Genomic DNA, 26,642 nt, shown 5'->3' with positions numbered 1-26,642 from the left:
TCGCCGCCGTCAGCGTCGTCTTGCCGTGGTCAACGTGGCCGATCGTACCCACGTTCACGTGCGGTTTGGTCCGTTCAAACTTGCCTTTTGCCATGATGTATCCCGTATTTCCTAGGAAATGAAAGAGTGGTTGCCCGGCCATGCGGCCGGGCCGTGTATTACTTGCCGCGAGCGGCGATGACTTCGTCGGCGACGTTGCGCGGCGCCTCGGCGTACTGCTTGAATTCCATCGTGTACGTGGCGCGGCCCTGGGTCTGCGAACGCAGGCTGGTGGAATAGCCGAACATCTCGGCCAGCGGAACCTCGGCCTTGATGATCTTGCCGCCGCCCGGGATGTCGTCCATGCCCTGGACCATGCCGCGGCGGGACGACAGGTCGCCCATCACCGTGCCGGCGTAGTCTTCCGGGGTTTCGACTTCGACGTGCATCATGGGTTCGAGCAGGACCGGGCTGGCCTTGCGCATGCCGTCCTTGAACGCCATCGAGGCCGCCATGCGGAACGCGTTTTCGTTCGAGTCCACGTCGTGGTACGAACCGAAGAACAGCGTGACCTTGACGTCCACGACCGGGTAGCCGGCCACCACGCCCGCGGGCAGGGTTTCCTGGATGCCCTTGTCCACCGCCGGGATGAACTCGCGCGGCACCACGCCGCCCTTGATGGCGTCGACGAACTCGTAGCCGCCGCCCGCTTCCAGGGGTTCGAGCTTGAGCACGACGTGGCCGTACTGGCCGCGGCCGCCGGACTGCTTGACGAACTTGCCTTCGACTTCCTCGCAGGTCTTGCGGATGGTCTCGCGGTAGGCCACCTGGGGCTTGCCGACGTTGGCTTCGACGCCGAACTCGCGCTTCATGCGGTCGACCAGCACTTCGAGGTGCAGTTCGCCCATGCCGGAGATGATGGTCTGGCCGGATTCCTCGTCGCTGCGCACGCGGAAGGACGGATCCTCGGCGGCCAGGCGCGACAGGGCGATGCCCATCTTTTCCTGGTCGGCCTTGGACTTGGGCTCCACGGCCTGGGAGATCACGGGCTCGGGGAATTCCATCTTTTCCAGCAGGATGTGGTCGCCCACGTCGCACAGGGTCTCGCCCGTGGTGACTTCCTTCAGGCCCACGACGGCGGCGATGTCGCCGGCCACCACTTCCTTGATCTCGGCGCGGTTGTTGGCGTGCATCTGCAGGATGCGGCCGATGCGTTCCTTCTTGCCCTTGATCGGGTTGTAGACGGTGTCGCCGGAGCTCAGCACGCCCGAATACACGCGGATGAAGGTGAGCTGGCCCACGAACGGGTCGGTCATCAGCTTGAAGGCCAGGGCGGACAGCTTTTCCTTGTCGTCGGCCTTGCGGCTGATTTCGTTGCCTTCGTCGTCGGTGCCCTTGACCGGGGGAATGTCCACCGGGGAGGGCAGGTAGTCGATGACGGCGTCGAGCATGCGCTGCACGCCCTTGTTCTTGAAGGCGGTGCCGCACAGCATGGGCTGGATCTCGCAGGCGATGGTGCGCTGGCGGATGCCGCGGTCGATCTCCTGTTCGGTCAGCGAGCCGGTTTCGAGGTACTTGTTCATCAGTTCCTCGTTGGCCTCGGCGGCCGATTCCATCAGCTTCTCATGCCATTCGTTGGCCTGGTCGACCATGTCGGCGGGAATGTCGATGTAATCGAACTTCGTGCCCTGGGAGGCTTCGTCCCAGATGATGCCGCGCATCTTGGTCAGGTCGATGACGCCCTTGAAGTCGTCTTCGGCGCCGATCGGGATGACGATGGGCACGGGGTTGGCCTTCAGGCGCAGCTTGAGCTGGTCGTAGACCTTGAAGAAGTTGGCGCCGGTGCGGTCCATCTTGTTGACGAAGGCCAGGCGGGGCACGCCGTACTTGTTGGCCTGGCGCCACACGGTTTCGGACTGAGGCTGCACGCCGCCCACGGCGCAATACACCATGCAGGCACCGTCGAGCACGCGCATGGAACGTTCGACTTCGATGGTGAAGTCCACGTGGCCCGGGGTGTCGATGATGTTGATGCGGTGCTCGTCGTACTGGTGCTCCATCCCGCGCCAGAAGGCCGTGGTGGCCGCCGACGTGATGGTGATGCCGCGTTCCTGTTCCTGCTCCATCCAGTCCATGGTGGCCGAGCCTTCATGGGTTTCGCCAATCTTGTGGTTGACGCCGGTGTAGAACAGGATGCGCTCGGTGGTGGTGGTCTTCCCGGCGTCGATGTGCGCGGAAATACCGATATTGCGATAGCGCTCGATGGGGGTTTTGCGGGCCATGATGTGTTTCCTGGTGATTGACCGGCTGGATTACCAGCGGAAGTGGCTGAAGGCCTTGTTGGCCTCGGCCATCTTGTGGGTGTCCTCGCGCTTCTTCATGGCGCCGCCGCGGCCTTCGGCGGCATCCATCAGTTCACCCGCGAGACGCAGGTCCATCGACTTCTCGCCGCGCTTCTTCGCGGCTTCGCGCAGCCAGCGCATGGCCAGGGCCAGGCGGCGCACGGGGCGCACTTCGACCGGCACCTGGTAGTTGGCGCCGCCGACGCGGCGGGACTTGACTTCGACCACCGGCTTGACGTTGTTGACGGCGGTGTTGAAGATTTCGATGGGTTCCTTGCCCGTCTTGGCCTGGATCTGGTCCAAGGCGCCGTACACGATGCGTTCCGCCACGGCTTTCTTGCCGGACAGCATGACGACGTTCATGAACTTGGCCAGCTCGACACTGCCAAATTTGGGATCGGGGAGGATTTCACGTTTCGGTACTTCGCGACGACGAGGCATTTCGATTTCCTTGTGACGATTCAGTTGAGCCGCCGGGCGGCCACGGCTTCCATCGGGAAAGCCACTTACGTGCCACAGCCCCATGGCTGCGGCTGCACGGCCGATCTGGAGCGATCGGGTATTGCGGACAGGGCGGTTGCGGGAGAGCGCGGATTACTTCTTGGGCCGCTTGGCGCCGTACTTGGAACGGGCCTGCTTGCGGTCCTTGACGCCCTGCAGATCCAGGGAGCCGCGGACGATGTGGTAGCGCACGCCGGGAAGGTCCTTCACGCGGCCGCCGCGCACCAGGACCACCGAGTGTTCCTGGAGGTTGTGGCCTTCGCCGCCGATGTAGGAGATGACCTCGTAGCCGTTGGTCAGGCGCACCTTGGCGACCTTGCGCAGGGCGGAGTTCGGCTTCTTCGGGGTGGTGGTGTAGACACGGGTGCAGACGCCGCGGCGCTGGGGGCAGTTATCCAGCGCCGGGCTCTTGCTGCTCTCGCGACTGACTTGGCGCGGCTTGCGCAGCAGTTGAGCAATGGTAGGCATGACCTTTACGCATCCTTTGTACTTGCGTACGTTTACGTCGATATCCAGAGTGCCCGGGCCTGCCTGGCCGCGCTGCGCGCGGCGGGGGCATTTTCAGGCGATGTGCGCAAAATCCGCCTGAAACGAATGACGTAAAGAGCGGGTCTTGCACGATGGCTTGCTCACCGGGCCCGCAAAGGCCATCGGTGTTGCCGGGGCGAAAAGCCGGGCACAAGATCATGCGGCGCATACCGTGACCAGATGCCATTAACCCAGCAAGCCAAGAAGTGTAGCACGATTTGTTTTTGCGGGGCAAAGAGTTATTGCGGGAAAGGGACGCGGCCGGGCGGGCGGCCGATGCCGCCGTTCACTGCGCGCCGGGGCGGTCCAGCCAGCCCTGCGCCCAGCGCCGCAGCAGCGGCCCGGACGACAGCAGCAGGCCGCCCGCGGCGATGATCAGCATCCCCACCCAGGTCGTGGCGTCGGGCGCGGACGAGAAGGCCAGCCAGCCCAGCAGGGTCGCCCAGAAGATCTGCGTGTAGCCGTAGGGCCCCAGCATGGCCGCCGGCGCGTGCAGCAGGGCGTGGGTCATGATGAGGTGGCCCAGCGCGGCCACCGTGCCCAGGGCGACCACCAGCAGCAGGTCGGCCCAGGCCATGGGCATCCAGGCCATGGCGCCCCAGGGCGCCAGGACCAGCGCGCCGATCAGGCCGGTGTACAGGTTGCTGGTGGCGGGATGCTCGGAACTGCGGGAGGAGCGCGTGACGAGCTGGTAGCACGCGTTGCAGACGGCCGAGCCCACCGGGAACAGGATGGCCCAGGTCAGCAGGCCGCCGCCAGGCCGGGCGATGATGAGCACCCCCGCGAAGCCGCAGGCCACCGCGATCCAGTCCAGGCGGCGGGCCTTTTCCTTCAGCACCAGGCCGGACAGCAGGGTGATGAGCACCGGCGCCATGAAGACGATGGCGGTGGTCTCGGCCAGGGGCAGCCGCGCCAGGCCGTTGATCACCATCACGCTGCCGCAGCACAGGCACAGGCCGCGGAACAGCTGGATGTCGTACCGCCGGGTGCGGAACAGGCCGCGCCCCATGCGCGGCTGGAAAATCAGGAAGACGGCCAGCGCCTGCGCCATGTAGCGCACCCAGACGATCTGGGTGACGGGATAGCCGGCCGTCAGGTACTTGGTGCCGGTGTCGAGGACGGAAAAGAACAGGCTGGCCACGCACATGAGCAGGGGCCCCAGCCAGACCCGGGCGGGACGGTTCGCATCCATGGTGGTCAGGCCTGCGGCCCCGGGGGAAAACTACCGCGCTCGGCCCCGCGATGGTCGGCGGAGCCTGCGCTTCGGCGCGTGGTCATACGATGTTCCGATAAAGCATAAGGATAAATCATTGCGGCCGGCGCCGGGGCCAAAACGGCTGAAAAATAGAACCGTATTCGGTTATCATAGCCCCATGACCGGATTTCCCACCCTGCAAGAGGCCGCCCCCCATGACCCGTGAAGGCGTCGCCGCGGTAGACCGCGCACTGACCATCCTGGACGTATTCATCGACGGAGGAGACAGCCTCACCCTCACGGACATCTCGAAGCGCGCGGGCTTCTACAAGAGCACGACGCTGCGGCTGGCCGAATCGCTGGAGAAGTTCGGCTATCTCCGCCGCCTGGAAGACGGCACCTACCGCCTCGGGCCCAAGCCTCTGTATCTCGGCTCGCTCTACCAGAAGCACTTCCGCAGCGCCGACATCGTCGTGCCCGTGCTGCGCAGCATCGTGGACGAGCTCCAGGAAGGCGCCTCCTTCTTCATCAAGGACCACGACGCCCGCATCTGCCTGCACCGGGTGGACGCGCCGCGCTCGGTGCGCGATTCCGTCCACGAGGGCGACGCCCTGCCCCTCAAGGTGGGCGCCTCGGGCCATGTCATGCGCGCCTTCGAGCAGGAGGCGGGCGAGAAATACGACGACATACGACGCGCGCTTTACGCGGTCTCCCTGGGCGAGCGGGACCCCGAGATCGGGGCCGTGGCCTGTCCCGTGTTCGGGATCGGCCAGCAGCTGGCCGGCGTGGTGTCCATCTCGGGCCCCAAATACCGCTTCAGCGAGGAAAAGATCGCCCAGGTGATCCCCGTGCTCAAGCGCCACGCGGCCGAGCTCACCGACGCCCTGGGCGGGCGCTGGCCCGAAGGCGGCGCGGGTACGTCGCCATGAGCGCCGAGGAAACCGCGTTCGCCAGCCCCCCGCCGGCCATCCGCGGGATCGAGTTCATCGAATTCGCCTCCACCCGCCCCGAGGAACTGGGCGCCGTGCTGACCCGGATCGGCTTTCGCCAGATCGCCCGCCACTGCTCCCGCCAGGTGCTGCTGTACCGCCAGGGCGGCATGAACCTCATCGTCAATTCCGATCCCGCCACGCTGGCCAGCGTGGCGCGCGAGGGCGAGGACCACCAGATCAGCGCCGTGGCGTTCCAGGTGGACCACGCCGGCCGGGCCTACGAGCGCAGCATGGCCTGGGGCGCCTGGCCCATCCCCACCCGGGCGGGCGCCATGGAACTGAACATCCCCGGCATCCACGGCGTGGGCGACACCGTCATCTACCTGGTGGACCGTCTGCGCCCCTTTTCCATCTACGACATCGATTTCATCTACCTGGACGAGCAGCGGGACGTGGAGCCGCTGGTGCCGGACCTGCATTTCTTCGGCCTCGTGCAGCACATCGGCCCCGGGCGCAGCGCGCAGTGGACCGACTTCTACGCCCAGCTGTTCGGCTTCAGGGCCCTGCCCGCGGAAACCCATTTCGGCATCCTGCCGCGCGGCACCATCCTGGGCAGCCCCTGCGGATGCTTCCACCTGCAGCTCGTCGAGCCGGTGGGCGACGCCCTCTACGACACGGAATGGGACGAGCAGTTCGCGCGGCTGGCCTTCGGCACGCCCGACGTGCTGGGGACGGTGCGCGCCATGGCCGCGCAGGGCGTGCCTTTCCAGGACAACGCCTTCATCCACACGGAGGCCCACGGCGCCATCACCGCGGCCATGTCCTACGACGTGACGTTCGAGCTGGTGCGCCACGCCACGCCGCCCCGGGAATCCCGATGAGCCAGGAGCGCTTCGGCATCGACCTGGCCTGCATGGCGGGCTCCCTGGAGGAACGCCTGCGCGCCGCGGAGGCGGCCGGCTTCTCCCAGGTCATGCTGTGGGCGCGGGACCTGGCCAACCACCCCGAGGGCTACGAAACCGCGGTCCGGCGGGTGCGCGAAAGCGGCCTGGAGATCACCGGCCTGCAGCTGATGCGCGACTACGAGGGCATGAACGGCCCGGCGCACCGCTACAAGCTCGACGTGGCCAAGGCCCTGCTGGAAATCTGCGCCGACGTGGGCGCGCCGCTGCTGATCGTGTCGGCCTCGGCGGCGCTGCCGCGCGCGCTCGCGCCGGAACGCGCCGAGGCCGACCTGCGCAAGCTGGCCAACCTGGCCGTGCCGACGGGCGTGCGCATCGGCTTCAAGGCGATCCCCTGGAGCCACACGGGCGCGGACATCCGCAGCGCCTGGGACCTGGTGTGCCGCGCCGCGCACGCCAACCTCGGCCTCGTGCTGGACGCCTTCCACTTCATCGCCGAGGGCTCGGCCTTCGGCATCCTGGACGAGATCCCGCCGGACAGGATCGTGCTGGTGCAGCTCGCCGACTTCGGCGTCCCGGCGCTGCGGGAAAACCAGCCGCACGACGCCGACCGCATGCGGGTGTTTCCGGGCGACGGCGTGCAGAGCGACCAGGTCGCCGCCCTCGTGCGGCGCCTGGACGGCCTGGACTACGAGGGCAGCTACAGCCTGCTGGTCTTCAACAAGGACTACCGGCAGCTGCCGGCCCACGCGGTGGCGCGGCTGGGCATCCGCTCGGTGGGATGGATCCACGACCAGGCCCTGCGCCGGCGCCTGCCGCTGCGGCGCGCGCCAGCCCGCTGAGCGGGCCCGCCGCGGCGCTCAGCGGCGGATGAAGGGGTTGGGCACGTCCAGGTCGGTGGAAATCCAGACGCTCTTGGTATCCAGGTATTCGTGGATGGCGTCCGAGCCCGATTCGCGGCCGATGCCCGAACGCTTGTAGCCGCCGAAGGGCGTGGTGAAACTGGTGGCGCGGTAGTTGTTGACCCAGACCGTGCCGGCCTTCAGGCGCTCGGTGACGTACAGCGCGCGATGCAGGCTGCGCGTCCAGACCGCCCCGGCCAGGCCGTAGAGGATGTCGTTGCCGATGCGGATGGCGTCGGCCTCGTCCTTGAAGGGGATGACGCACAGCACCGGCCCGAACACTTCCTCCTGGGCGATGCGCATGCGGTTGTCCACCCCGGTGAAGATGGTGGGCTCGACGAACTGGCCGGCCCCCAGGTCCGGGCGCGCCTTGCCGCCCAGCACGCAGCGGGCGCCTTCCTCGCGCGCGATGCGGATGTAGTCGAGCACCTTCTCGAACTGCGGCCGGGTGGCGATGGGCCCGATCTGGGTGTCGGGCCGGGTCGGATCGCCCAGTTTGGCCGTGCCCACGAATTCGACCAGGCGCCGGATCAGCTCGTCGTGGATGCTTTCCTGCACCAGCACGCGCGAGCCGGCCTGGCAGCTCTGGCCGGACGCGGCGAAGATCCCCGACACGACGCCCTTGACGGCCTGGTCCAGGTCGGCGTCGTCGAAGATGATGTTGGGCGACTTGCCGCCCAGTTCCAGTGTGACGGTCTTGAGGTTGCGCGCCGCCGCCTCGTAGATGCGCTTGCCGGCCAGCTCGCCGCCGGTGAAGCCGATGTGCGCCACGTCGGGGTGCGCCACCAGCGGCTCGCCGACTTCGGCGCCGAAGCCCGTCACGACGTTGACCACCCCGGGCGGAAAGCCCGCCTGCTCGAACAGCGCGGCGAATTCCAGCATCGAGGCCGAGGTGAATTCCGAGGGCTTGACCACCGCCACGCAGCCCGCCGCCAGGGCCGGTGCCAGTTTCCAGCTGGTGAGGGTGAGCGGGGAATTCCAGGGCGTGATGATCACCACCACGCCCTTGGCCTCGTAGCGGGTGAAGGTGAAGACCCCGGGCTTGTCGGTGGGGATGACCTTGCTTTCGACCTTGTCGGCCAGGCCGGCGTAGTAATGGAAGTATTCGCCCATGTAGCGCACCTGCGCGACGACCTCGGAGGACAGCTTGCCGTTGTCGCGCTGCTCGATTTCCGCCAGGCGGGGGGCGTGCTCGATCACCAGGTCGGCCAGGCGGCGCAGCAGCTGGCCGCGGCGGGTGGCGGTCAGGCCGCCCCACGGACCCTCGAAGGCGGCCTTGGCGGCGGCCACGGCGGCATCCACGTCGGCCGCGTTGCCGCGCGCGATATGCGCCCAGACTTCGCCCGTATAGGGGTTTTCGGTGTCGAAATAATCGCCGGACGCGGGCGGCACGCGGGCGCCGTTGATGAAGTGATCGTAGCGGGGCAGGGACATGACGGTTCCACCTAGGAAGTTCTTTCTAACAGAATCATATTCTGCTGAACAGAATTAGACAAACAAGGGTAATCACCTAGCAAATTCTGTTTGACGCGGTTCGGAACTGAATTCTATTCTATAGCGAAAATATGTACGAACCGGTACATACAACCAGGAAGACATCCCATGCGTCCGGAAAACGAAACGCCCGCCCTGCTGCTCGGCCTGATTGGCGAAGGCATCGGCGAGTCCCTCAGTCCCACCCTGTACGAGCACGAGGCGGCGCGGCACGGGCTGCTCTGCATCTATCAGCGGATCGATCTGGACGAACTCGGCCTGGGGCCGGCGAACCTGCCCGAGCTCCTGACCGCCGCGGAGCGCTTCGGCTTCGCCGGCCTGAACGTCACCCATCCCTGCAAGCAGGCCGTCATCCCGCACCTCCACGAACTGTCCGACGAGGCGCGCGTCATCGGCGCGGTCAACACCGTGGTCCTGCGCAACGGCCGGCGCATCGGCCACAACACCGATCACTACGGCTTCTCGCAGAACCTGCGCGAGAACCTGGGCGGCCGGGCGCCGGGCCACGTCGTGCAGCTCGGGGCCGGCGGCGCGGGCGCCGCGGTGGCCGACGCCATCCTGCGGCTGGGCGCGCGCAGCCTGACCCTGTTCGACCAGACGGCGGGCCGCGCCGAGTACCTCGCCCAGGCCCTGCGGACGCGCTTTCCCGGCATCCCGGTGGACGTCGGCGGCGATCCGGCCCAGGCCCTGCGCCGCGCCGACGGCCTGATCAACGCCACGCCGGTGGGCATGCGCAAGCACCCCGGCACGCCGATCCCGGGGTCGCTGCTGGAGCCGCGCCACTGGTTCGCCGAGATCATCTATTTCCCGCTGGAGACCGAGCTGCTGCGCATCGCGCGCGCAAAGGGCTGCCACACGATCAACGGCCTGGGCATGGTCGTGCACCAGGCGGCCCGGGCCTTCGAGCTCTATACCAACGGCATCGCCGCCGATGCGCGCCGCATGGCCGCGCACGTGGCGGAAATCCTGGCGCGCCGCGCCGCGGCCGCGGCCGACCGCCCCACCCATCCCGCCTGACGCGAGGATCCCGCCATGAAAAAAATCATCGATTCCTGCACGCGCGGCCTGTCCTTCCTGATCGTGGCCATGCTGGCGGCGATGGTCGTGCTGGTGTTCGGCAACGTCGTCCTGCGCTACGGCTTCAATTCGGGCATCCTGATCTCGGAAGAGATGTCCCGCTGGCTGTTCATCTGGATCACGTTCCTGGGCAGCATCATCGCCATGCGCGAGAACACCCACCTGGGCTCCAATTTCGTCGTCCGGCGGCTCCCGCCGGCCGGCCGCCGCATCAGCCTGTTCATCGGCCGCCTCGCCATGCTGTACATCTGCTGGCTGGTGTTCTCGGGCGCCCTGTCGCAAACCCTCATCAACGTGTCGGTCGGCGCGCCCATCACGGGCATCTCCATGGGCCTGTTCTATGCCAGCGGCATGGTCTTCAGCGTCGCGGGCGCGCTGGTCCTGGTGGGCGACCTCTACCGCCTGGCCACGGGCTCCATGGCCACCGTGGACCGCTACATCGACGACGCCGGAGAACAAGCATGATCCTGACGACCTTTCTCGTCGCCCTGCTGGGCGCCATGGCCATCGGCGTGCCGATCGCCTTCGCGCTGCTCATCTCGGGCGCCGCCCTGATGTGGCAGCTGGACATGTTCGACGCGCAGATCCTGGCGCAGAACCTGATCAACGGGGCCAACAGCTTCCCCCTGCTGGCGGTGCCGTTCTTCATGCTGGCCGGCGAAATCATGACGGTGGGCGGCCTGTCCCGCCGCATCGTGGACTTCGCCATGGTGCTGGTGGGCCACGTCAAGGGCGGCCTGGGCTACGTCACCATCATCACGGCCTGCCTGATGGCGGCGCTGTCGGGCTCGGCCGTGGCCGACGCGGCCGCCATGACCGCCCTGCTGCTGCCCATGATGACGGCCGCCGGCCATGACCGCAAGCGCTCGGCCGGCCTGATCGCGTCGGCGGGCATCATCGCGCCCGTCATCCCGCCCAGCATCGGCATGATCATCTTCGGCGTCGCGGCCAACGTGTCGATCTCCAAGCTCTTCCTGGCCGGCATCCTGCCGGGCCTGATGATGGGCGCCGCGCTGTGGGTGACCTGGGCCTGGCTGGTGCGCCGCGAGCCGATCACGCCCCAGCCGCGCAAGAGCCCCCGGGACGTCCTGCACGCGGCGCGCGAGGGCATCTGGGCGCTGGGCATGCCGGTGATCATCATCGTGGGCCTGCGCTTCGGCGTGTTCACGCCCACCGAGGCCGCCGTGGTGGCCGCCGTCTACTCCTGGTTCGTCTCGACGTTCATCTACCGCGAGATGAACCTGCGCAGCCTCTACCAGGTGTTCCTCAGCTCGGCCAAGGTCTCCGCGGTCATCATGCTGCTGGTGGCGGCCGCCATGGTCAGCGCCTGGCTCATCACCGTGGCCGGCCTGCCCGACCGGATGGTGGACCTGCTCGAACCGCTGATCGGCGAGCCGCTGCTGCTGATGCTCGCCGCCATGGCCCTGGTGGTGCTGGTCGGCACCGCCATGGACATGACGCCCACCATCCTGATCCTCACCCCGGTCCTGATGCCCGCCGTCAAGGCGGCGGGCATCGATCCGGTGTATTTCGGCGTGCTGTTCATCATCAACAATGCCATCGGCCTGATCACGCCGCCGGTCGGCACCGTGCTGAACACGGTCGCCGGCGTCGGGCGGCTGAGCATGGACGATGTCACGCGCGGCGCCCTTCCCTTCCTGCTCGCGCAGCTCGCCGTGCTTTTCCTGCTGGTGCTGTTCCCCGATCTGGTGCTCGTTCCCGCGCGCTGGCTCTATTAATAGTTCGACAAGTGCTCGACAATCCAAGGAGACAACCATGAAACCCATGAAACGCCTCGTCCTTTCCTCCCTCATGGCCCTGGGCTTCGGCCTGGCATCCCTGGGGGTCGGCCACGCGGCCGACATCCGCGAACACAGCATCAAGTTCGCCTCGCAGAACAACAAGGGCCATCCCCAGGTCATGGGCATGCAGAAATTCGCCGACCTGGTGGCCCAGAAGTCCGGCAACAAGATCCGCGTCCGCCTGTTCCCCGGCGGCGTGCTGGGCGGCGACCTGGAAACGGTCTCCGCCCTGCAGGGCGGGACCATCGAGATGACCGTGCTGAACTCCGGCATCCTTCAGGCGCAGATCAAGGACTTCGCGGCCTTCGACTTCCCCTTCCTGTTCAACAACGACAAGGAAGTGGACGCGCTGGTGGACGGCCCCTTCGGCCAGACGCTGCACAAGAAGCTGCAGGACAAGGGCCTGATCGGCCTGGCCTATTTCGACCTGGGCTTTCGCAACATCACCAACGGCAAGCATCCGATCAACAAGCCCGAGGACATCAGCGGCCTGAAGCTGCGGGTGATCCAGTCGCCGATCTACGTGGACGTGTTCAAGGCGCTGGGGGCCAACCCCACGCCCCTGGCCTGGCCCGAGGTCTACAACGCGCTGGAACAGGGCGCCGTCGACGGCCAGGAAAATCCGTTCACGGTGATCCTGAACGCCAAGCTCGACGAGGTGCAGAAGTACCTGGCAGTCACGCGCCACATCTACAATCCGCAGTCCGTCATCATCAGCAAGAAGTTCTGGGATTCGCTCAATCCGGACGAGCAGAAGCTGATCCAGGACGCCGCCACCGAAGCGGCCGCCTACCAGCGCCAGGTGTCCCGCGACGCCGCCCACACGGCGCTGGAAACCCTGAAGAAGCACGGCATGCAGGTCACGGAACTCTCGCCCGCGGACCTGGACAAGATGCGCGCGATGGTCAAACCGGTGGTCGAAAAATATACTCGGGAAGTCGGCGAAGACACCGTCAAGTCGATGTACGCGGAAATCGACAAGATCCGCAAGCCCTGATCCCGTCCGGCGCGGGCCGCCCGCGGCCCGCGCAGGCCCTCCGATCCAGGCCAACCCAGACCGATTCAAGACCACTCAAGACAGGAAGCGTCGTATGAAGATCCTCATGCTGCATGGCATCAACCACAATATGTTCGGCAAGCGCGACCCCAAGCAATACGGGACGATCACGCTGGAACAGATCGACGCGCAGCTGGCCGATCTGGCCAAGGAACTGGGCGTCACGATCGAGAGCTACCAGACCAACTGCGAAGGCGCGATGTGCGAGCGCATCCACCAGGCCTACCAGGACGGCGTGGACGCCGTGCTGATCAACGCCGGCGCCTGGACGCACTACAGCTACGGCCTGCGCGACGCGCTGGCGATCCTGACGGTGCCCATCGTCGAGCTGCACATGTCCAACATCCATGCTCGCGAGGAATTCCGCCACAAGTCCGTCTTCGCGGAAATCGCCCTGGGCCAGATCTGCGGCTTCGGCGTGGACAGCTACCTGCTGGCCCTGCGCGCGGCCGTGTCGGCGGCCAAGGCGAAGCAGGCCTGAACCCGGACCGCGTCCCGGCCGCAAGCCGGGCACGCCAAAAGGGGCGCCTCGCGGCGCCCCTCGTCTTTTCCGGCCCGGCGCAGGGCGCGGCGCTTCAGGTCTCCAGCCCGGCGACGGCGGCTTCCTGGTACAACACCCCGTCGCGCACCATGGCTTCGATGTCGGCGGCGCAGAAACCCAGTTCGGCGGCGATCCGCCGGTTGTGCTGGCCCATGAGCGGCGCCGGCTCGCGCAGGGTCGTGTCGCAGCCCGAGAAGCGGAACGGCGTATTGAGCAGGTCCACGTCGCCCAGCACCGGATGGTGCTGGCGCACCACCATGCCGCGCGCCCGGATCTGGGGGTCGGCCAGCACCTCGCCGATGTCCTGCACCTTGGCGCAGGGCACGTCCACGGCATCCAGCGCCGCCAGGCATTGCGCCACCGTGCGCGCGCCGGTCCAGGCGCGCACGACGGGCAGGATCTCCTGCCGGTGGGCGTTGCGCCCCTGCGGCGAGTGGAACCGGACATCGGCCGCGAAGGCTTCGCCGCCCACCAGCGGCGCCAGACGCTTCCAGGATGCATCGACCTGCGCGGCGATGACCAGGCAGCCGTCCCGCGCCGCGAACACGCCGTAGAGGGTCGAGTCGGGCAGGTCGTGGCCGCTCTGCTCGGGCTTCACCCGGCCCTGGGACAGGGTGTAGCACTGGCCCGCGTACTCGTGCATGGAGACCAGGCAGTCGTACAGCGACAGGTCGATGTGCTGGCCGCGGCCCGACTTGATGCGCCCCAGCAGCGCGGCGTTGACGGCGGCCACGCCGTGGATGCCGGTGACCATGTCGCCCAGCGCGATGCGCAGCAGCGGCGGCGCTTCCCCCGGCGAGCCGATCATGGCCATGATGCCGCTCCTGGCCTCGGCGATCAGGCCGAAGCCGGCGCGGTGGGACTCGGGTCCGGTGTGGCCGTAGGCCGAGACCGAGCAGTAGACCAGGCCCGGATTCAGCGCCGAGAGCGCCTCGTAGCCCAGGCCGAGCCGGGCCAGGGCGCCGGGGCGGTAGTTCTCGACGAAGACGTCGGCCGTGGCCACGAGCTTTTCCATCAGCTCGCGCCCGCGCGCGTCCTTCAGGTTCACGCACAGCCCCTTCTTGCCCATGTTCTGCTGCAGGAAGTAGCCGCTCTGGCCCTGGATGAAGAAGGGGTGCTGGCGCCCGGCGTCGCCCTCGGTGGGACGCTCGACCTTGATCACCTCGGCGCCCAGGGCAGCCAGGCAGCGGGACAGATAGGGGCCGGCGAGGAAATGGCTGTAGTCGATGACCCGGATGCCCTCCAGCGGGCGTGCCTGCGCCGCCGTCATGGCGCGTCTCCCGCCGCGGCAGGCGCGAAGCCCGGCCTGCAGGGAATCATGAGCCGGTGCTCGCCGCGCTGCACGACCTCGCCATGCTGGTTGCGCATTTCCGCGGGCAGCACCAGGATGCCCCAGCCGGCGCGGCTGCGCGACAGGCGGGCGCTGGCGACGTGAAAGCGCACCTGCACCGTGTCGTTGATCTTGATCGGACCGGTGAAGTCCCAGGTCCAGCCCAGCGACATCCCGGGCACGAAGCGCAGGTCGGACCGGCTCTTGAGGCCGTCGGCCAGGGACAGGCCGAGCAGCCCGTGGGCCACGCGCGTGCCGAAGGGCGTGGTGCGCGCATAGGCCTCGTCGGTGTGGACCGGCGTGTGGTCGCCCGTCAGGTCGGCGAACGTGTCGATGTCCGCCGCGGTCACGGTGCGCGAAGGCGAAACGCCCCGGGCGCCGACCTCGACTTCGTCGAAATACAGTTCCTTCACCGCGGGATTCATTGCAGGATTCATTGCGGGATTCATTGCAGGGGTCCTTGTCAGCAATCGAATAGTTCGAGCGCGACGCCGTCGGGCGTGCGCAGCCAGTTCGGCCCCTGCGGCAGGACGGTCACGGGCCAGCCCGCGGCGCGCGCGAGCGCCGCCTCCAAGCCCCGCACGCGCAGGGCGACGTGGGCGATGCGGGATTGCGCCCGCCCGGCGTCGCCGGCCGCAGCGGGCGCGGCGATGAGCTGGACGCCGCCTTCGAGCCAGACCTGGCGGGGCGCCTCGGGCGGACCGTCGATCTCGCGCACCGGCATGCCCAGGACCTCCTCGAAGAAGCGGACGTGCCAGCCGATGTCTTCCACCCGCACGGCGGCGTGGTCGATGCCGGGCGGGCGCGCCAGCGCGGTCCGCCCCGCCATGGCCTCGATTCCCTTGACGCAGGCGGCCAGGGTGGCGTTGACCGGCGCGGCGATGCCCAGCCGCAGGCCGCGTTCGACCACGGCGCCGTTGATGTAGTCGATCTCGGTGGCGCTGCCCCTGTCCAGGCTCTGCAGCATCGAGGTGCGGAAGTCGGCCGGCAGGCCCGCGCCCGCCCTGCGCCAGGCTTCGAGCGGATCGGCGATGGACAGGCGCACGCCGGCGGCATGGGCGATCTCCATCGCCTCGCGCACCGCCGCCACGCCGACGGCTTCGAGCGGCGCGCACTGGAACAGCGGGCCGTAGGGCATGCGCGTGATGGCCGTGAGGGCGCCCGTCGCCACGTTGATCAGCAGCTTGTCCCAGATCGTGCCCAGGATGTTGTCGCTGAGCCGGACCGGCAGGCCGGCGCGCTCGAATTCCCGCGCGATGGCGAGCGCCCGGCCGGTGCGCGCGCCGTCGAGCTCGCCGAGGAGGGTTTCCTTGCCGCGCACGCCCGCAAGCACGTGGCCGGGCCCGAGCAGCGTCCCGCCCACGTAGGTCTTGCCCGCCAGCACGCGTTCGCGGCCGATGGATTCCGCCAGGATGTCCTCGTGGCCCAGGCCGTTCTGCAGGGACAGCGCCAGCGTGCCGGGACCGAACAGGGGACCGGCCTGCGCCAGGGCCTCGCGGGTCTGGAACGACTTCACCAGCACGACGACCAGGTCCACCGGCCCGACCGCGGCCGCCTCGGTCTCCGCCCGCAGGCGCACGCGGCGCTCGTCGTCCTGGTCGCGCAGGCGCAGCCCGCCGGCGCGGATGGCCTCGACGTGCGCGGCATTGCGGCTGAGCAGGACGACCTCCGAGCCTCCCTCGGCCAGGCTCGCGCCCAGGGCGCTTCCCAGCGCGCCCGCCCCCAATATGCAGATTTTCACTATCCTTCGCTCCTTGCGCGCCTGCGCGCCGTCCGGCGCATGTCCGAGTCATGGCCGCATCGTGTCCGATGCGCATCCGCCGGCTCCTCTCCGGCGGCCCATGCCGGATTCATGTCCGCCGCGTCTCCGGTCCATTCTAGGGAGGCGGGCATTTAAATTAAATGCAATAATCAAAATTCAATTCATTGTGTTTTTAAATACGGCATGGCGGATCCCCTGCTCGACGCGCTGCCCGAGACCAAGCTGCTGCGCCTGTTCGACGTGCTCTACACGGAGGGCAGCGTCACGGGCGCAGCGCGCACGCTGGGGCTGAGCCAGCCCACCGTCAGCATCTGGCTGGCGCGGCTGCGCGAGCAGCTAGGCGATCCGCTGTTCGTCCGCACGTCCGAGGGGATGAGCCCGACGCCGCGCGCGCGGGACCTGATCGATACCGTGCGCGCCACCCTGGAGGCCCTACGCGCCATCGGCGGCGCGGCGCCGGCCTTCGACCCGATGCGCTCCGAACGGCGCTTCTGCATCGCCATGACCGACGCCAGCCACGTCAACCTGCTTCCCCGGCTGCTGGGCCACCTGCGGCAGGCCGCCAGCGCCTGCAGCCTGCGCGCCGCGCCGATCGACGATTCCCTGGTCGAGCGCCTGCAGTCGGGCACGGCCGACCTGGCCCTGGGGCTGATCCCGGAACTGGGCGCCGGCGTCTACCAGCAGACGCTGTTCACGCAGGACTGGGTCTGCCTCGCGCGCGCGGACCATCCCCGCATCGGCGGGACGCTGGACCTGCCGGCCTACCGCCGCGAGGGCCACATCGAGATCGCCGCGGGGACCGGCCATCACCTGCTCGAACACGCGCTGCGGCGCGCCGGGATCGAGCGCCGCGTCGTGCTGGAGCTGCCGGGATTCCTCGGCCTGTCAGCCGTGCTCGAAGCCGGCGACCTGCTCGTGACCGTCCCGCGCCAGACGGGCGAGACGCTGGCCGGCCGCGGGACGCTGCGGCTGCACGCCTGCCCTTTTCCCATCGCCCCCTTCAGCGTGAAGCAGCACTGGCACGCCCGATTCCACCACGACCCCGGCAACCGCTGGCTGCGCCAGGCCTGCATGGCCCTGTTCGGCCCGGACCGGTCCTCTCCACGCCCCTCCACGCCCCTCCACGCCCGCTTGAAACCATGACCCCGACCCCACGATCCCGCGGCCGCGGCAACGATCCCGCCGCCACCCGGCAGAACATCCTCGAAGTGGCCATCCGGGAATTCGCCAAGAAAGGCCTGGCCGGCGCGCGCATCGACGAGATCGCCGCCCAGACTTCGACCAGCAAGCGGATGATCTACTACTACTTCAGGAGCAAGCAGGGGCTGTACCTCGCCGTCCTGGAGAAGTCCTACCGCGACATCCGCCACATCGAGGAAACGCTGCACCTGGAAAGTCTGCCGCCGATCGAGGCCGTGCGCACCCTGGTCGGATTCACGTTCGACTATCAGGCCGCCAATCCCAATTTCGTGCGGCTCGTGATGAACGAGAACATGCAGAACGGCCGCTACCTCGCGCAGTCCGCGTCGATCAAGGACCTGAACATCCCGGCGATCGACGGCATCCGCGAGATCTACGCGCGCGGCTGCGCCCAGGGCCTGTTCCGGCCGGGCCTGGACCCCATCGACCTGCATGCCTCGATCAGCGCGCTGTGCTTCTTCAACGTCTCGAACCAGCACACGTTCTCGCTGATCTTCAAGCGCGACATCATGGCCCCCGAAGCCTACGCGCAGCGGCGGCAGAACGTGATCGACATGATCCTGCGCTACATGCTGGCCTGAGTGGGGAGCCCGGCGCCGAGGAACAGGCGCTCGATGTGGGGATCGAGCAGCAGCTCAGCCGCGGGCTTGTGCAGCACGCAGGTGCCCGAGGCGAGCGCGATGGCGTCGTCCGAGATCTTCAGCGCGCTGTTGACGTTCTGCTCGACCATCAGCACCGTCATCCCCTGCGACACGAGCTGGCGCAGCAGCTCGAACACGCCCGCCACGATCTGCGGCGACAGGCCGATCGACGGCTCGTCGATCAGCAGCACGCGGGGGCGCAGCAACAAAGCGCGGCCGATCTCGAGCTGTTTCTGTTCGCCGCCCGACAGCGTCGAGGCCTGCGAATGCAGCCGCTCCTTGAGCCGGGGAAAACGGTCCAGCACCTCGGGAATCCGCTCGTGCGTGGTCTTCATGCCCAGCGTGATGCCGCCCAGTTCCAGGTTCTGATAAACCGTGAGCTGCCCGAACAGATTACGCCCCTGGGGCACAAAGGCGATGCCACGCGCCAGCAGTTCGCGCGCGCTGGAATGGGTGATGTCCTCGCCGTGCAGCAGGATCTTGCCCTGGCGGACCTTGAGCAACCCGAACAAGGTCTTGAGCACGGTGGACTTGCCCGCCCCGTTGGGGCCCAGCAGCAGGGTGATGGCGCTGCTGCGAGCCTGGAAGGACAGCTCGTTGAGGATCATGAAATCCTTGTAGCCGGCCACGACACCCTGAAATTCAATCGCGGTTTCAGACATCGCCTCAGCTCCCCAGGTAGGCGTCGAGCACCTGTTTGTTCGCCCGCACTTCGGCGGGCGAGCCCACCATCATCACCTCGCCTTCGACCATCACCAGGATGCGATGGCAGAGATCCATGACGAAGTCCATATTGTGTTCGATCACGACGAACGAGCCCTGGCGCCGCTGGTTGAGTTCCTTGAGCATGCGTGCAATCCCGCTCACCAGCCGCGGATTGACCCCGGCGCAAGGCTCGTCGAGCAGCACCAGCGCGGGCTCGCTCATGAAGGCCATGGCAATGTCCACGAGCTTCTGCTGGCCGTAGGACAGCGCGCCGGCCGGCTTGTGCTTGACGTGGGCGATGTTGAACAAGTCGATCAGTTCATCGGCACGGCCGCCCAGCCCCGAATCGGAGGGCGCGAACAGGCGCTGCATCATGGTGCCGCGATGCTCTTGCGCAGCCACAATCAGGTTGTCGCGCACGGTCATGTTGCCGAAGACCTGCAGGGTCTGGAACGTGCGCCCCACGCCCTGCATGCTGAGCTGCTGCGGATTGAGATGCGTGATCTCCTTGCCGTCGAGGAAGATCTGGCCCTCGTCAGGCGTGATCTGCCCGAGCATGCTGTTGAACATGGTGGTCTTGCCCGAGCCGTTGGGCCCGATGACGCCGAAGATCTCACCCGGCATGACCTCGAAGGACACGCCGCGCACCGCCTGGATGGCACCGTAGGATTTCTTGAGCCCCTTGACGCTCAGTATCGGATTCATGCGCCTCTCCTTGCCTGCGCGGCCGCCGACAGGCGCGCCGCCTCATGCGCCTTGGCTTCGCGGCGTGCGGCCAGGGCCTGGCGCAGCGACAGCAGCCCGCCCGGCAGCCAGATCATCAACAACACGACCACGCCGCCGAACAGCAGCAGGTACCAGCCCTCGGTGAAGCGCAGCCACTCGGGCGCGAAGACGCCGATGAACGAACCCAGCACCGGTCCGAGCAGATAGCCCGGGCCGCCGAGGATCACCATCAGGAACATCAGGATGGAGATCTGCACGTTGAAGGGCTCCGGATCAATGAACTGCACCAGCGAGGCGAACAGTGAACCGGCCACGCCTGCATACACTCCGCCGATGGCGAAGGCCAGCAGCGTGTAGCGCTGGATGTTCACGCCCAGGCTCTCGGCGCGGATCGGATTGTCGCGCAACGCCATGAAGGCCTTGCCCCAGGGCGAATGGATCAGCCACCACAACAGCAGGAAGGCGATCAGGGCGAAGACCAGCACGAAGTAGTAGTACGGGATCGCCCCCTTGAAGACATAGCCGAACAGGCTGGGACGCGCGATGCCCGAGATCCCGAACGTGCCGCCCGTCAGCCATTCCTCGTTGCGCAGGACCAGCACGAAGATTTCGTTCAGGCCCAGCGTGGCGAAAGCCAGGTAATGCATCTGCACGCGCAGGGCCGGAAAGCCCACCAGCAGGCCGAGCACGAAGCACAGCACCATGCCCACCAGCATGGCCGCCCAGAAATTGACGCCCGCCTGCATCAGGATGGCCGAGGAATAGGCGCCGATTCCGAAGAAGGCGGCATGGCCCAGCGCCTTGAGGCCCGCATAACCGACGATCAGGTTCAAGCCCAGATTGGCGATGACGTAGACCAGCCAGTACGTCAGCAGATACACGCCGTAGGTCTTGAAGAAGTGCGGCGCGATGATCAGTGCCGCGAGGCTCAGCACGCCCAGGAACAGATTGATTTTCTTCATGGCCGTCCCCTCAGACCTTGCGCTCGGCGGGCGCGCCCAGCAAGCCGTTGGGTTTGAACAGGATCACAAGCAGGAACAGCGCCAGCGCGACGCCGTCCTTGTAGGCTGGCGAGATGTAGGCGCCGGCGAGGTTTTCGCTCACACCGATGATGATGCCGCCCAGCAGCGCGCCACGCGAGTTGTTGAACCCGCCGATGATAGCCGCCAGGAAGGCCTTCAGCCCCAGGGTGATGCCCATGTCGAACTTGGCCAGGTACAGCGGCGTGACCAGCAGTGCGGCCAAGCTGGCCAGCATGGCGTTGATGGCGAAGGTGTAGAAGATCATGCGGTTGACCTTGATCCCCAGCACCTCGGCCGATTCGGTGTTCTGCGCCACCGCCTGCATGGCGCGGCCAGTGACCGTGCGCTGCAGGAAAGCCTGCAGGCCCAGGACGACGATCAGGGTGACGGCCAGGGTGCCCAGATCGTTGGCCGACACGCTCACGCCCGCGAAACGGAAGACCTCGTAACCGAAGATGTTCTTGAAAGGCAGCGCCTGCGCGCCGAAGGCGATCTGCACGCCGCTGCGCATGATCAGCGCCAGTCCGATCGTGGCCACCACCAGGGGCATCACGCCGAACTTGCGCATCGGATCGACGATGGCGCGCTTGAAACCGAATCCCAGCACGGCGGTGGCGACCACCAGCGTGAGCAGAAAGCTCACCAGCAGGGGCAGGCCCAGCGACTGGAAGGCCAGCATCGAGAATGCCGGCAGCATGACGAACTCGCCCGTGGCAAAGTTGATCGTCCCGGATGCTTGCCACAGCAAGGTGAATCCTAGGGCGGCCAGGGCGTAGATCGCCCCGGTGGCCATCCCGGAAATAATGAGTTGAATGAAGTCTGTCATCTTGGCTGTCGCCGATTCGAGTGGATGGGTCGTCAGGTGCGAAACCCCGGCCGCTCCTCTGCTGGCTGCTGCTCAGAAGGTGCGCGGCCAGCAGGAGAGTCACGTCGTTTTACTTTTTGGAGAGAGGCGGCAGAATCTCTCTGACCTTCTGGCGGCCGTTATCCACATGCACCAGGAAACTCTCGCGGTCCAGGTCACCCTTGTCATCGATGGTGACATCCATCAGGACGCCGGGATGCTCCCCGACGGAAATATGAAGGCCGTGCAAGGCCTGGGCGACGGCCTCACGATCAAACTTGCCGACCTTTTCGATGGCGGCCTTGAGCATGTAAACACCGGTATAGCCCTTGATGCCGTTATGATCCGACACATAGCCGTAGGCCTTCTGGAAGTCCTCGTTGAACTTTTTCATGCCGCGCAGCGGCGCATCCACCGTTAGGCCCACGTGGGCGATGGCGCCCTCGGCGGCAGGGCCGGCGAGTTCGACGACCTTTTGGCCCGTCAGCGTGGTTTCGCCGATGATCGGCTTGTCCCAGCCCTGTTTTTTCAGCTCGCGCAGCAGGCGTGCGGATTCCTCCTCATGCAGGTAGGCGAAGATCGCGTCGGCCTTGCTCTGCTTGGCCTTGAGTACGGCCGCGCTGAAGTCCACCTGGCTGGAACTGGTCGAAATGTCTTCGACGACCTTCACGTGGGTGCTCTTGAGCGCCTCGATGATGGCGTCGCGTCCGCCCTTGCCGAAATCGTCATTCACGAAGATCACGGCGATGCTGGCGATGTCCTTGCGGCCGTCCAGGTAGCGCGCAATCTTGGGCATGGCGTCAGCCTGAGTCAGGCTGGTGCGGAAGACGTAGGGATTTCCTCTCTGCGTGATGGACGCTGCCTCGCCGCCGATGAAGTTGGGCACTTTGGCTTCTTCAGTCACAACCATGCTGACCATGATCGAGCCCGAGAACACCGGACCGAACACGGCAAAGGCGTCATCATCGATCGCTTTCTGGGCCAAGCCTTTGGCGATGCCCGGATTGGTCTGCGTATCGGCCGAGGTCGTCTCGATCTGACGGCCCAGAATGCCGCCGGCGTCGTTGATTTCCTTGACGGCCAGATCCACACCGTTCTTGAAGTTGGTGCCGGATGTGGCTCCCGGCCCAGTGAGTTCGGTGATCTCGGCGATCTTGACAGTATCGGCTGCCGGCGCCGGCGCGGACAGGCCGGCCAGTACCAGGGCGAGGGAGCCCGCGAGCGCGTACTTCCGGAACGGGGTGAAGGCTTTCATGCTTGTCTCCTGAGATGACGCGATAGTGCGTCGAACAGTTGGTGTCAATCTATGCTGACGTGGGAAATCTTTGCGTTCGGCGAGTAGATGTCAAGAATATTCCAATGGCCGGACGTGGGCACCGGATTGTTGCGCATCAGCACGTCGATGACGCACGGCTTGCCGCTGGCGATGGCGCGCGCCAGCGCGTCCTTGAATTCCGCGGTGTCCTGGATGCGGATGCCTTCGGCGCCGTAGGCGCGGGCCACGGCGGCGTAGTCCGGCGTGTAGGGCTGGCCGTCCTTGGCGAAGACCGTGCCGGTGGTCGTGCCGTAGTGCGCCTTCTGCAGGCCCGCGATGGTGCCGAAGGCGCAGTTGTTCATCACGACCCACACGACGGGGATGTCCTCCTCGACCGCGGTCGCCAGCAGCGCGGGATTCTGGCCAAAGCCGCCATCGCCCACCAGCGACACCACCACGCGGTCCGGGCAGGCCAGCTTGGCGCCCAGGGCGCCGGGCGCGCCGAAGCCCATCGTGGCATAGCCGCCGGGGGTGAGGATGCTGCCCGGCACGTAGACGGGGAACTGCTGGCCCACGCCGTTCTTGTTCCAGCCCACGTCGGTGGTGATGATGGCGTCGCGCGGCAGGACCTCGCGCACTTCCGACAGAATGCGTTCGGGCTGCATGGGGTAGCGGTCCTCGCGGATGAGCGCCGCGTTGCCGGCGGCGAATTCCTCGCGGTAGCGGGCGATGCGCGCGCGCATGGCCTCGTTGCGGCGGCCCGCGGGCAGCATCTCGCGCGCGACCCGGTTGAGCGCGACCAGCGCCTGGCGCAGGTCGGCGACCGCGCCGATCTCGACCGGATAGTTGCGGCCGATCTCGCTCGGGTCGATGTCGATGTGGATCAGGCGCGCGGGCGGGAAGCTGAAGGTGTAGCGGTCGTCCCAGGAGCTGCAGTCGGCTTCGGCGAAGCGCGTGCCCAGGCCGATCACCAGGTCCGCGGTGCGGCACGCGTCGTTGACGAACTGCGTGCCCCAGAAGCCCGTCATGCCCAGGGTCAGGTCGTGGTCGTCGCGCAGCGCGCCCTTGCCCATGAGGGAATGGGCGACCGGGATGCCCAGGTGATCGACCAGCTGTTCGAGTTCCTGCGCGGCATCGGCCAGCAGGATGCCGCCGCCCGCGTAGATCACGGGACGCTCGGCGTCGATCAGGGCCTGGACGATGCGCCGCGCCACGGCCTCGTCCAGCGACGGCTTTTCGAGCTGGCGGGTGTGCGGGCGCAGGCGCTCGAACAGCGCGGTGTCGATTTCCTTGGAGAAGATGTCCATCGGCACGGACACCAGCACCGGGCCCGGGCGGCCGCTTTCGGCCAGCTGGAAGGCCTTCTCGACGATTTCGGGGAACAGGTCGGGACGCTCGACGCGCCAGGCGCGCTTCACGAAGGGACGGTAGACCTCCCATTGCGCGGCGTCGGCGTGCAGGTTGATTTCCTGGTGCGGATGCTTGCCGTAGTAGTGGCTGGGGACGTCGCCCGCGATCACGACCATGGGGATGGAGTCCAGGGCCGCGTTCGCCACGCCGGTGGCGGCGTTCGTCAGGCCCGGCCCGAGGTGGCTGAGGACCACGGCGGCCTTTTTCTTCATCCGCGCGTAGCCGTCGGCGGCGTGCGCGGCGATCTGCTCGTGGCGCGTGTTGACGAAGCGGATGGAGCTCTTGCCCAGCTCCGTCAGGACCGCGATGTTGGTGTGGCCGCACAGGCCGAAGACGTGCTCGACGCCGCGCTCTTCGAGGTAGCGGACCAGTTGCCGGGAAATGAGTTCTTGCATGGTGTCTGTCTCCTGAGACCGTTCATTCGGGAAGTTCGGCGTGCCGCGGCCCGGTGTAGGCGTACGGGATGGAAGGCGGCATGGGGCCTTTGATCCGGCGGCCTTCGCGCATCTGCTCCCAGGCATGGGCGAGGATGCCGACCGAGCGCGAGAGGATGAAGATCCCCCGTCCCAGTTCCGGCGCGAAGCCGAGTTCGGAATAGATCACCGCGGTCGCGCCGTCGATGTTCATGGGGATGTGGCGGCCCTTTTCCTGCTCCAGGACGGCTTCGACCTGGCGCCCGATGCGGGCGAATTCGCCCGAGACGACGCCCTGGGCGACCGCCTCGTCCACCAGGGCCAGCAGCCGCTTGGCGCGCGGATCGCGCGGATGGAAGCGATGGCCGAAGCCGGGCACGATCTTGCCGTGCGCGGCCCGATACGCGTCCAGCGCGGCCTTCACGGGCTGCGGTTCGCCGCGCCCGGCGCGCGCCACGCAGTCCTGGTAGATTTCCATGCATTGCTGGCCGGCGCCGCCGTGGATGTCGCCCAGCACGTTGACCGCCGATCCCATGGCGCCGTTCAGGTCCACGCCGCAGCTGATCGCCATGCGGGAAATGGCGATGGAAGGCGCATGCGGGCCGTGGTCCACGGAGGAGACCAGCGCGGCTTCGAGCAGCGCCGCCTGGGCCTTGCCGGGCAGTTCGCCGCGCAGCATGAGCCAGATCATTTCCGGGAAGCCGATCCGGCCGATCAGGTCCTGGATCGCATAGCCGCGGATGCGGATCTCGCCGGGGTGGATGTCGATGATGTCGGTGGACCACCACCGGCTGGCCTGGTCCACGCGATCGTCGTGCTGTGCCGTCATGTTTCGTCCTCTTTCTATACCACGTGTTCCTCGCGCAGCCGCGCGATCTCGTCCCGGCCGTAGCCCAGTTCCGCCAGGATCGGGTCAGTATCCTGGCCGAGGGCCGGCGGCGGCGCCTCGACGTCGGGGCTGCCGCCGGCCATCTTGAATCCGGTCCGCACCAGCTCGATCGGCCGGCCCACGCCGGGCGCGTCGTCGAACCGCCGCAGCAGCGCGCGCTCGGCGATCTGGGGATGGGCCAGTGCATCCGGCACGCTCAGGACGCGCCCCGAGGGCACGCCGATGCCCGACAGGATGCCCTCCCATTCGCGGGCGGATTTCGTGCACAGGGCCCGCTCGATCTCGGCCGTGAGCGCGGCGCGGTTCTTCTTGCGGCTCTCGCGTCCGGCGAAGCGCGCATCGGTCTTGAGCTCGGGGCGGCCGATCACGTCCATCAGCGCCTCGAACTGCTCCTGCTTGTTGGCGGCGATGTTCAGCGGGCCGTCGCCCGTCCTGAAGGTGCCGGAAGGCACGGCGGTGAAGTTCTCGTTGCCCATGGGGCGGGGCTCCACGCCGGCGATCAGGTAGTTAGAGACCACCCAGCCCATCGTGACGATGACGGAATCCAGCATGGACACGTCGATGAAATCGCCCTCGCCGGTGCGCTGCTGGCGCACCAGGGCGCTGGCCACGGCGAAGGCGGCGGTGATCCCGCCGATGGTGTCGGCCATGGGATAGCCCACGCGCAGCGGCGCCGATTCTTCCGAGCCGGTGATGCTCATCACGCCCGACAGCCCCTGGACGATCTGATCGTAGGCGGGCGCGTGGCGCATGGGGCCGTCCTGGCCGAAGCCGGAGATCGCGCAATAGACCAGCCGCGGATTGACCGCCTTGAGCGCCTCGTACCCCACGCCCAGGCGATCCATCACGCCGGGGCGGAAGTTTTCGATCAGGGCGTCCGCGGAGGCCACCAGGCGGCGCAGGACCTCGCGCCCGCCGGCGGATTTCAGGTTCAGGGTGATGGAGCGCTTGCCGCCGTTCTGCGCGAGGAAGGACGCCCCCATGCCGCGGCCGTTCAGCTCCGGGTCGGCGCCCAGCTGCCGGGCGAGATCCCCGGAGCCCGGCACTTCAACCTTGATCACTTCGGCGCCGAGCAGCGCGAACTGATAGGCGCAGAACGGCCCTGCCAGGACATTCGTCAGATCCAGTACGCGGATACCCGCGAGGGCCTTTGCCATTCTGTTCCTCGTCTCATGCTGATAATGGAATCGCCA

At 67.2% G+C, this 26,642-nt stretch carries 27 protein-coding genes and 1 pseudogene; 10 read left to right on the top strand and 18 right to left on the bottom strand.

What is annotated here, in order from left to right; genetic code table 11:
* The 5 genes from HNR28_RS17085 to HNR28_RS17065 form a co-directional block, all read right to left on the bottom strand.
* A partial coding sequence (locus tag HNR28_RS17085) for a GTP-binding protein (protein WP_005434227.1) occupies positions 1-94 on the bottom strand: 94 nt, incomplete at its 3' end.
* Between the two features lie 64 nt (positions 95-158).
* Complete coding sequence (gene fusA, locus HNR28_RS17080) at positions 159-2,261, bottom strand: elongation factor G (protein ID WP_043679014.1); 2,103 nt, start codon at positions 2,259-2,261, stop codon at positions 159-161.
* A gap of 30 nt (positions 2,262-2,291) precedes the next feature.
* The gene (rpsG, locus tag HNR28_RS17075) at positions 2,292-2,762 is read right to left on the bottom strand and encodes a 30S ribosomal protein S7 (protein ID WP_043679017.1); all 471 of its coding nucleotides are present in this window, start codon (positions 2,760-2,762) and stop codon (positions 2,292-2,294) included.
* Between the two features lie 153 nt (positions 2,763-2,915).
* On the bottom strand, positions 2,916-3,290 hold the full coding sequence (rpsL, locus tag HNR28_RS17070; RefSeq protein WP_043679020.1) for a 30S ribosomal protein S12: 375 nt from the start codon (positions 3,288-3,290) through the stop codon (positions 2,916-2,918).
* A gap of 346 nt (positions 3,291-3,636) precedes the next feature.
* On the bottom strand, positions 3,637-4,542 hold the full coding sequence (locus HNR28_RS17065) for a DMT family transporter (RefSeq protein WP_151023847.1): 906 nt from the start codon (positions 4,540-4,542) through the stop codon (positions 3,637-3,639).
* A gap of 218 nt (positions 4,543-4,760) precedes the next feature.
* On the opposite strand from HNR28_RS17065, the gene HNR28_RS17060 reads away from it, so the two are divergent.
* The 3 genes from HNR28_RS17060 to HNR28_RS17050 are packed head-to-tail and all read left to right on the top strand — an operon-like array spanning position 4,761 to position 7,221.
* A complete protein-coding gene (locus HNR28_RS17060; RefSeq protein ID WP_151023848.1) occupies positions 4,761-5,474 on the top strand; it encodes an IclR family transcriptional regulator in 714 nt (237 codons plus the stop codon).
* Positions 5,471-6,358: a VOC family protein gene (locus HNR28_RS17055; RefSeq protein WP_151023849.1), complete on the top strand. Its 888-nt coding sequence runs from the start codon at positions 5,471-5,473 to the stop codon at positions 6,356-6,358. The genes HNR28_RS17060 and HNR28_RS17055 overlap by 4 nt, the downstream gene beginning before the upstream one ends.
* Complete coding sequence (locus tag HNR28_RS17050; RefSeq protein WP_151023850.1) at positions 6,355-7,221, top strand: sugar phosphate isomerase/epimerase family protein; 867 nt, start codon at positions 6,355-6,357, stop codon at positions 7,219-7,221. Before HNR28_RS17055 ends, HNR28_RS17050 begins: the two co-directional genes overlap by 4 nt.
* Before the next feature lie 18 nt (positions 7,222-7,239).
* Here HNR28_RS17050 and HNR28_RS17045 read toward each other — a convergent pair whose 3' ends face one another.
* Positions 7,240-8,715, bottom strand: a complete 1,476-nt coding sequence (locus tag HNR28_RS17045; protein ID WP_151023851.1) for an aldehyde dehydrogenase — start codon at positions 8,713-8,715, stop codon at positions 7,240-7,242.
* A 168-nt stretch (positions 8,716-8,883) separates the two neighbouring features.
* On the opposite strand from HNR28_RS17045, the gene HNR28_RS17040 reads away from it, so the two are divergent.
* From HNR28_RS17040 to aroQ, 5 genes are all read left to right on the top strand, one after another.
* Positions 8,884-9,792 carry a shikimate dehydrogenase gene (locus tag HNR28_RS17040; protein ID WP_151023852.1) on the top strand — a complete coding sequence of 303 codons (909 nt, stop codon included), beginning with the start codon at positions 8,884-8,886 and terminating at the stop codon, positions 9,790-9,792.
* Positions 9,793-9,807: 15 nt separating this feature from the next.
* Complete coding sequence (locus tag HNR28_RS17035) at positions 9,808-10,317, top strand: TRAP transporter small permease (RefSeq protein WP_151023853.1); 510 nt, start codon at positions 9,808-9,810, stop codon at positions 10,315-10,317.
* A complete protein-coding gene (locus HNR28_RS17030) occupies positions 10,314-11,591 on the top strand; it encodes a TRAP transporter large permease subunit (protein ID WP_151023854.1) in 1,278 nt (425 codons plus the stop codon). The genes HNR28_RS17035 and HNR28_RS17030 overlap by 4 nt, the downstream gene beginning before the upstream one ends.
* Positions 11,592-11,628: 37 nt before the next feature.
* The gene (locus HNR28_RS17025) at positions 11,629-12,651 is read left to right on the top strand and encodes a TRAP transporter substrate-binding protein (RefSeq protein ID WP_043679035.1); all 1,023 of its coding nucleotides are present in this window, start codon (positions 11,629-11,631) and stop codon (positions 12,649-12,651) included.
* A 94-nt stretch (positions 12,652-12,745) separates the two neighbouring features.
* Positions 12,746-13,192, top strand: coding sequence for a type II 3-dehydroquinate dehydratase (gene aroQ, locus HNR28_RS17020; protein WP_151023855.1), 447 nt, complete (start codon positions 12,746-12,748; stop codon positions 13,190-13,192).
* A gap of 94 nt (positions 13,193-13,286) precedes the next feature.
* Here aroQ and HNR28_RS17015 read toward each other — a convergent pair whose 3' ends face one another.
* From HNR28_RS17015 to HNR28_RS17005, 4 genes and pseudogenes are all read right to left on the bottom strand, one after another.
* Positions 13,287-14,522 carry a CaiB/BaiF CoA transferase family protein gene (locus HNR28_RS17015; RefSeq protein ID WP_151023856.1) on the bottom strand — a complete coding sequence of 412 codons (1,236 nt, stop codon included), beginning with the start codon at positions 14,520-14,522 and terminating at the stop codon, positions 13,287-13,289.
* Positions 14,519-15,019 carry a MaoC family dehydratase gene (locus tag HNR28_RS17010; protein WP_409364710.1) on the bottom strand — a complete coding sequence of 167 codons (501 nt, stop codon included), beginning with the start codon at positions 15,017-15,019 and terminating at the stop codon, positions 14,519-14,521. Before HNR28_RS17010 ends, HNR28_RS17015 begins: the two co-directional genes overlap by 4 nt.
* Positions 15,020-15,045: 26 nt before the next feature.
* Positions 15,046-15,411, bottom strand: a complete 366-nt coding sequence (locus HNR28_RS18600; protein WP_242404341.1) for a VOC family protein — start codon at positions 15,409-15,411, stop codon at positions 15,046-15,048.
* A gap of 3 nt (positions 15,412-15,414) precedes the next feature.
* A pseudogene (locus tag HNR28_RS17005) lies at positions 15,415-16,323 on the bottom strand (ketopantoate reductase family protein); the annotation flags it as partial.
* 204 nt (positions 16,324-16,527) lie between these two features.
* Between HNR28_RS17005 and HNR28_RS17000 the strand changes: the two are divergent.
* Together HNR28_RS17000 and HNR28_RS16995 are read left to right on the top strand one after the other, a co-directional pair.
* A complete protein-coding gene (locus tag HNR28_RS17000) occupies positions 16,528-17,487 on the top strand; it encodes a LysR family transcriptional regulator (RefSeq protein ID WP_151023859.1) in 960 nt (319 codons plus the stop codon).
* Complete coding sequence (locus tag HNR28_RS16995; RefSeq protein ID WP_151023860.1) at positions 17,484-18,125, top strand: TetR/AcrR family transcriptional regulator; 642 nt, start codon at positions 17,484-17,486, stop codon at positions 18,123-18,125. Before HNR28_RS17000 ends, HNR28_RS16995 begins: the two co-directional genes overlap by 4 nt.
* Here HNR28_RS16995 and HNR28_RS16990 read toward each other — a convergent pair.
* The 8 genes from HNR28_RS16990 to HNR28_RS16955 all read right to left on the bottom strand — a co-directional run bounded on the left by HNR28_RS16990 (position 18,110) and on the right by HNR28_RS16955 (position 26,606).
* The gene (locus HNR28_RS16990; protein ID WP_151023861.1) at positions 18,110-18,847 is read right to left on the bottom strand and encodes an ABC transporter ATP-binding protein; all 738 of its coding nucleotides are present in this window, start codon (positions 18,845-18,847) and stop codon (positions 18,110-18,112) included. The genes HNR28_RS16995 and HNR28_RS16990 overlap by 16 nt on opposite strands.
* A gap of 4 nt (positions 18,848-18,851) precedes the next feature.
* On the bottom strand, positions 18,852-19,595 hold the full coding sequence (locus HNR28_RS16985; protein WP_151023862.1) for an ABC transporter ATP-binding protein: 744 nt from the start codon (positions 19,593-19,595) through the stop codon (positions 18,852-18,854).
* Complete coding sequence (locus HNR28_RS16980; protein WP_151023863.1) at positions 19,592-20,578, bottom strand: branched-chain amino acid ABC transporter permease; 987 nt, start codon at positions 20,576-20,578, stop codon at positions 19,592-19,594. The genes HNR28_RS16985 and HNR28_RS16980 overlap by 4 nt, the downstream gene beginning before the upstream one ends.
* Positions 20,579-20,588: 10 nt before the next feature.
* Positions 20,589-21,464, bottom strand: a complete 876-nt coding sequence (locus HNR28_RS16975; protein WP_151023864.1) for a branched-chain amino acid ABC transporter permease — start codon at positions 21,462-21,464, stop codon at positions 20,589-20,591.
* A gap of 109 nt (positions 21,465-21,573) precedes the next feature.
* Positions 21,574-22,737 (bottom strand): ABC transporter substrate-binding protein, encoded by a 1,164-nt coding sequence (locus tag HNR28_RS16970; protein ID WP_151023865.1) that lies wholly within the window; start codon positions 22,735-22,737, stop codon positions 21,574-21,576.
* Between the two features lie 44 nt (positions 22,738-22,781).
* Positions 22,782-24,542: a thiamine pyrophosphate-binding protein gene (locus HNR28_RS16965; protein ID WP_151023866.1), complete on the bottom strand. Its 1,761-nt coding sequence runs from the start codon at positions 24,540-24,542 to the stop codon at positions 22,782-22,784.
* Positions 24,543-24,564: 22 nt separating this feature from the next.
* A complete protein-coding gene (locus HNR28_RS16960; RefSeq protein WP_043679053.1) occupies positions 24,565-25,389 on the bottom strand; it encodes a citryl-CoA lyase in 825 nt (274 codons plus the stop codon).
* Positions 25,390-25,403: 14 nt separating this feature from the next.
* Positions 25,404-26,606, bottom strand: coding sequence for a CaiB/BaiF CoA transferase family protein (locus HNR28_RS16955; protein ID WP_151023867.1), 1,203 nt, complete (start codon positions 26,604-26,606; stop codon positions 25,404-25,406).
* Positions 26,607-26,642: the final 36 nt, after the last annotated feature.

Source organism: Castellaniella defragrans (assembly GCF_014203015.1).
Lineage (GTDB): Bacteria > Pseudomonadota > Gammaproteobacteria > Burkholderiales > Burkholderiaceae_B > Castellaniella > Castellaniella defragrans.
The sequence above is the reverse complement of the archived record's forward strand: the minus strand, read 5'-3'. Positions and strand labels throughout refer to the sequence as shown.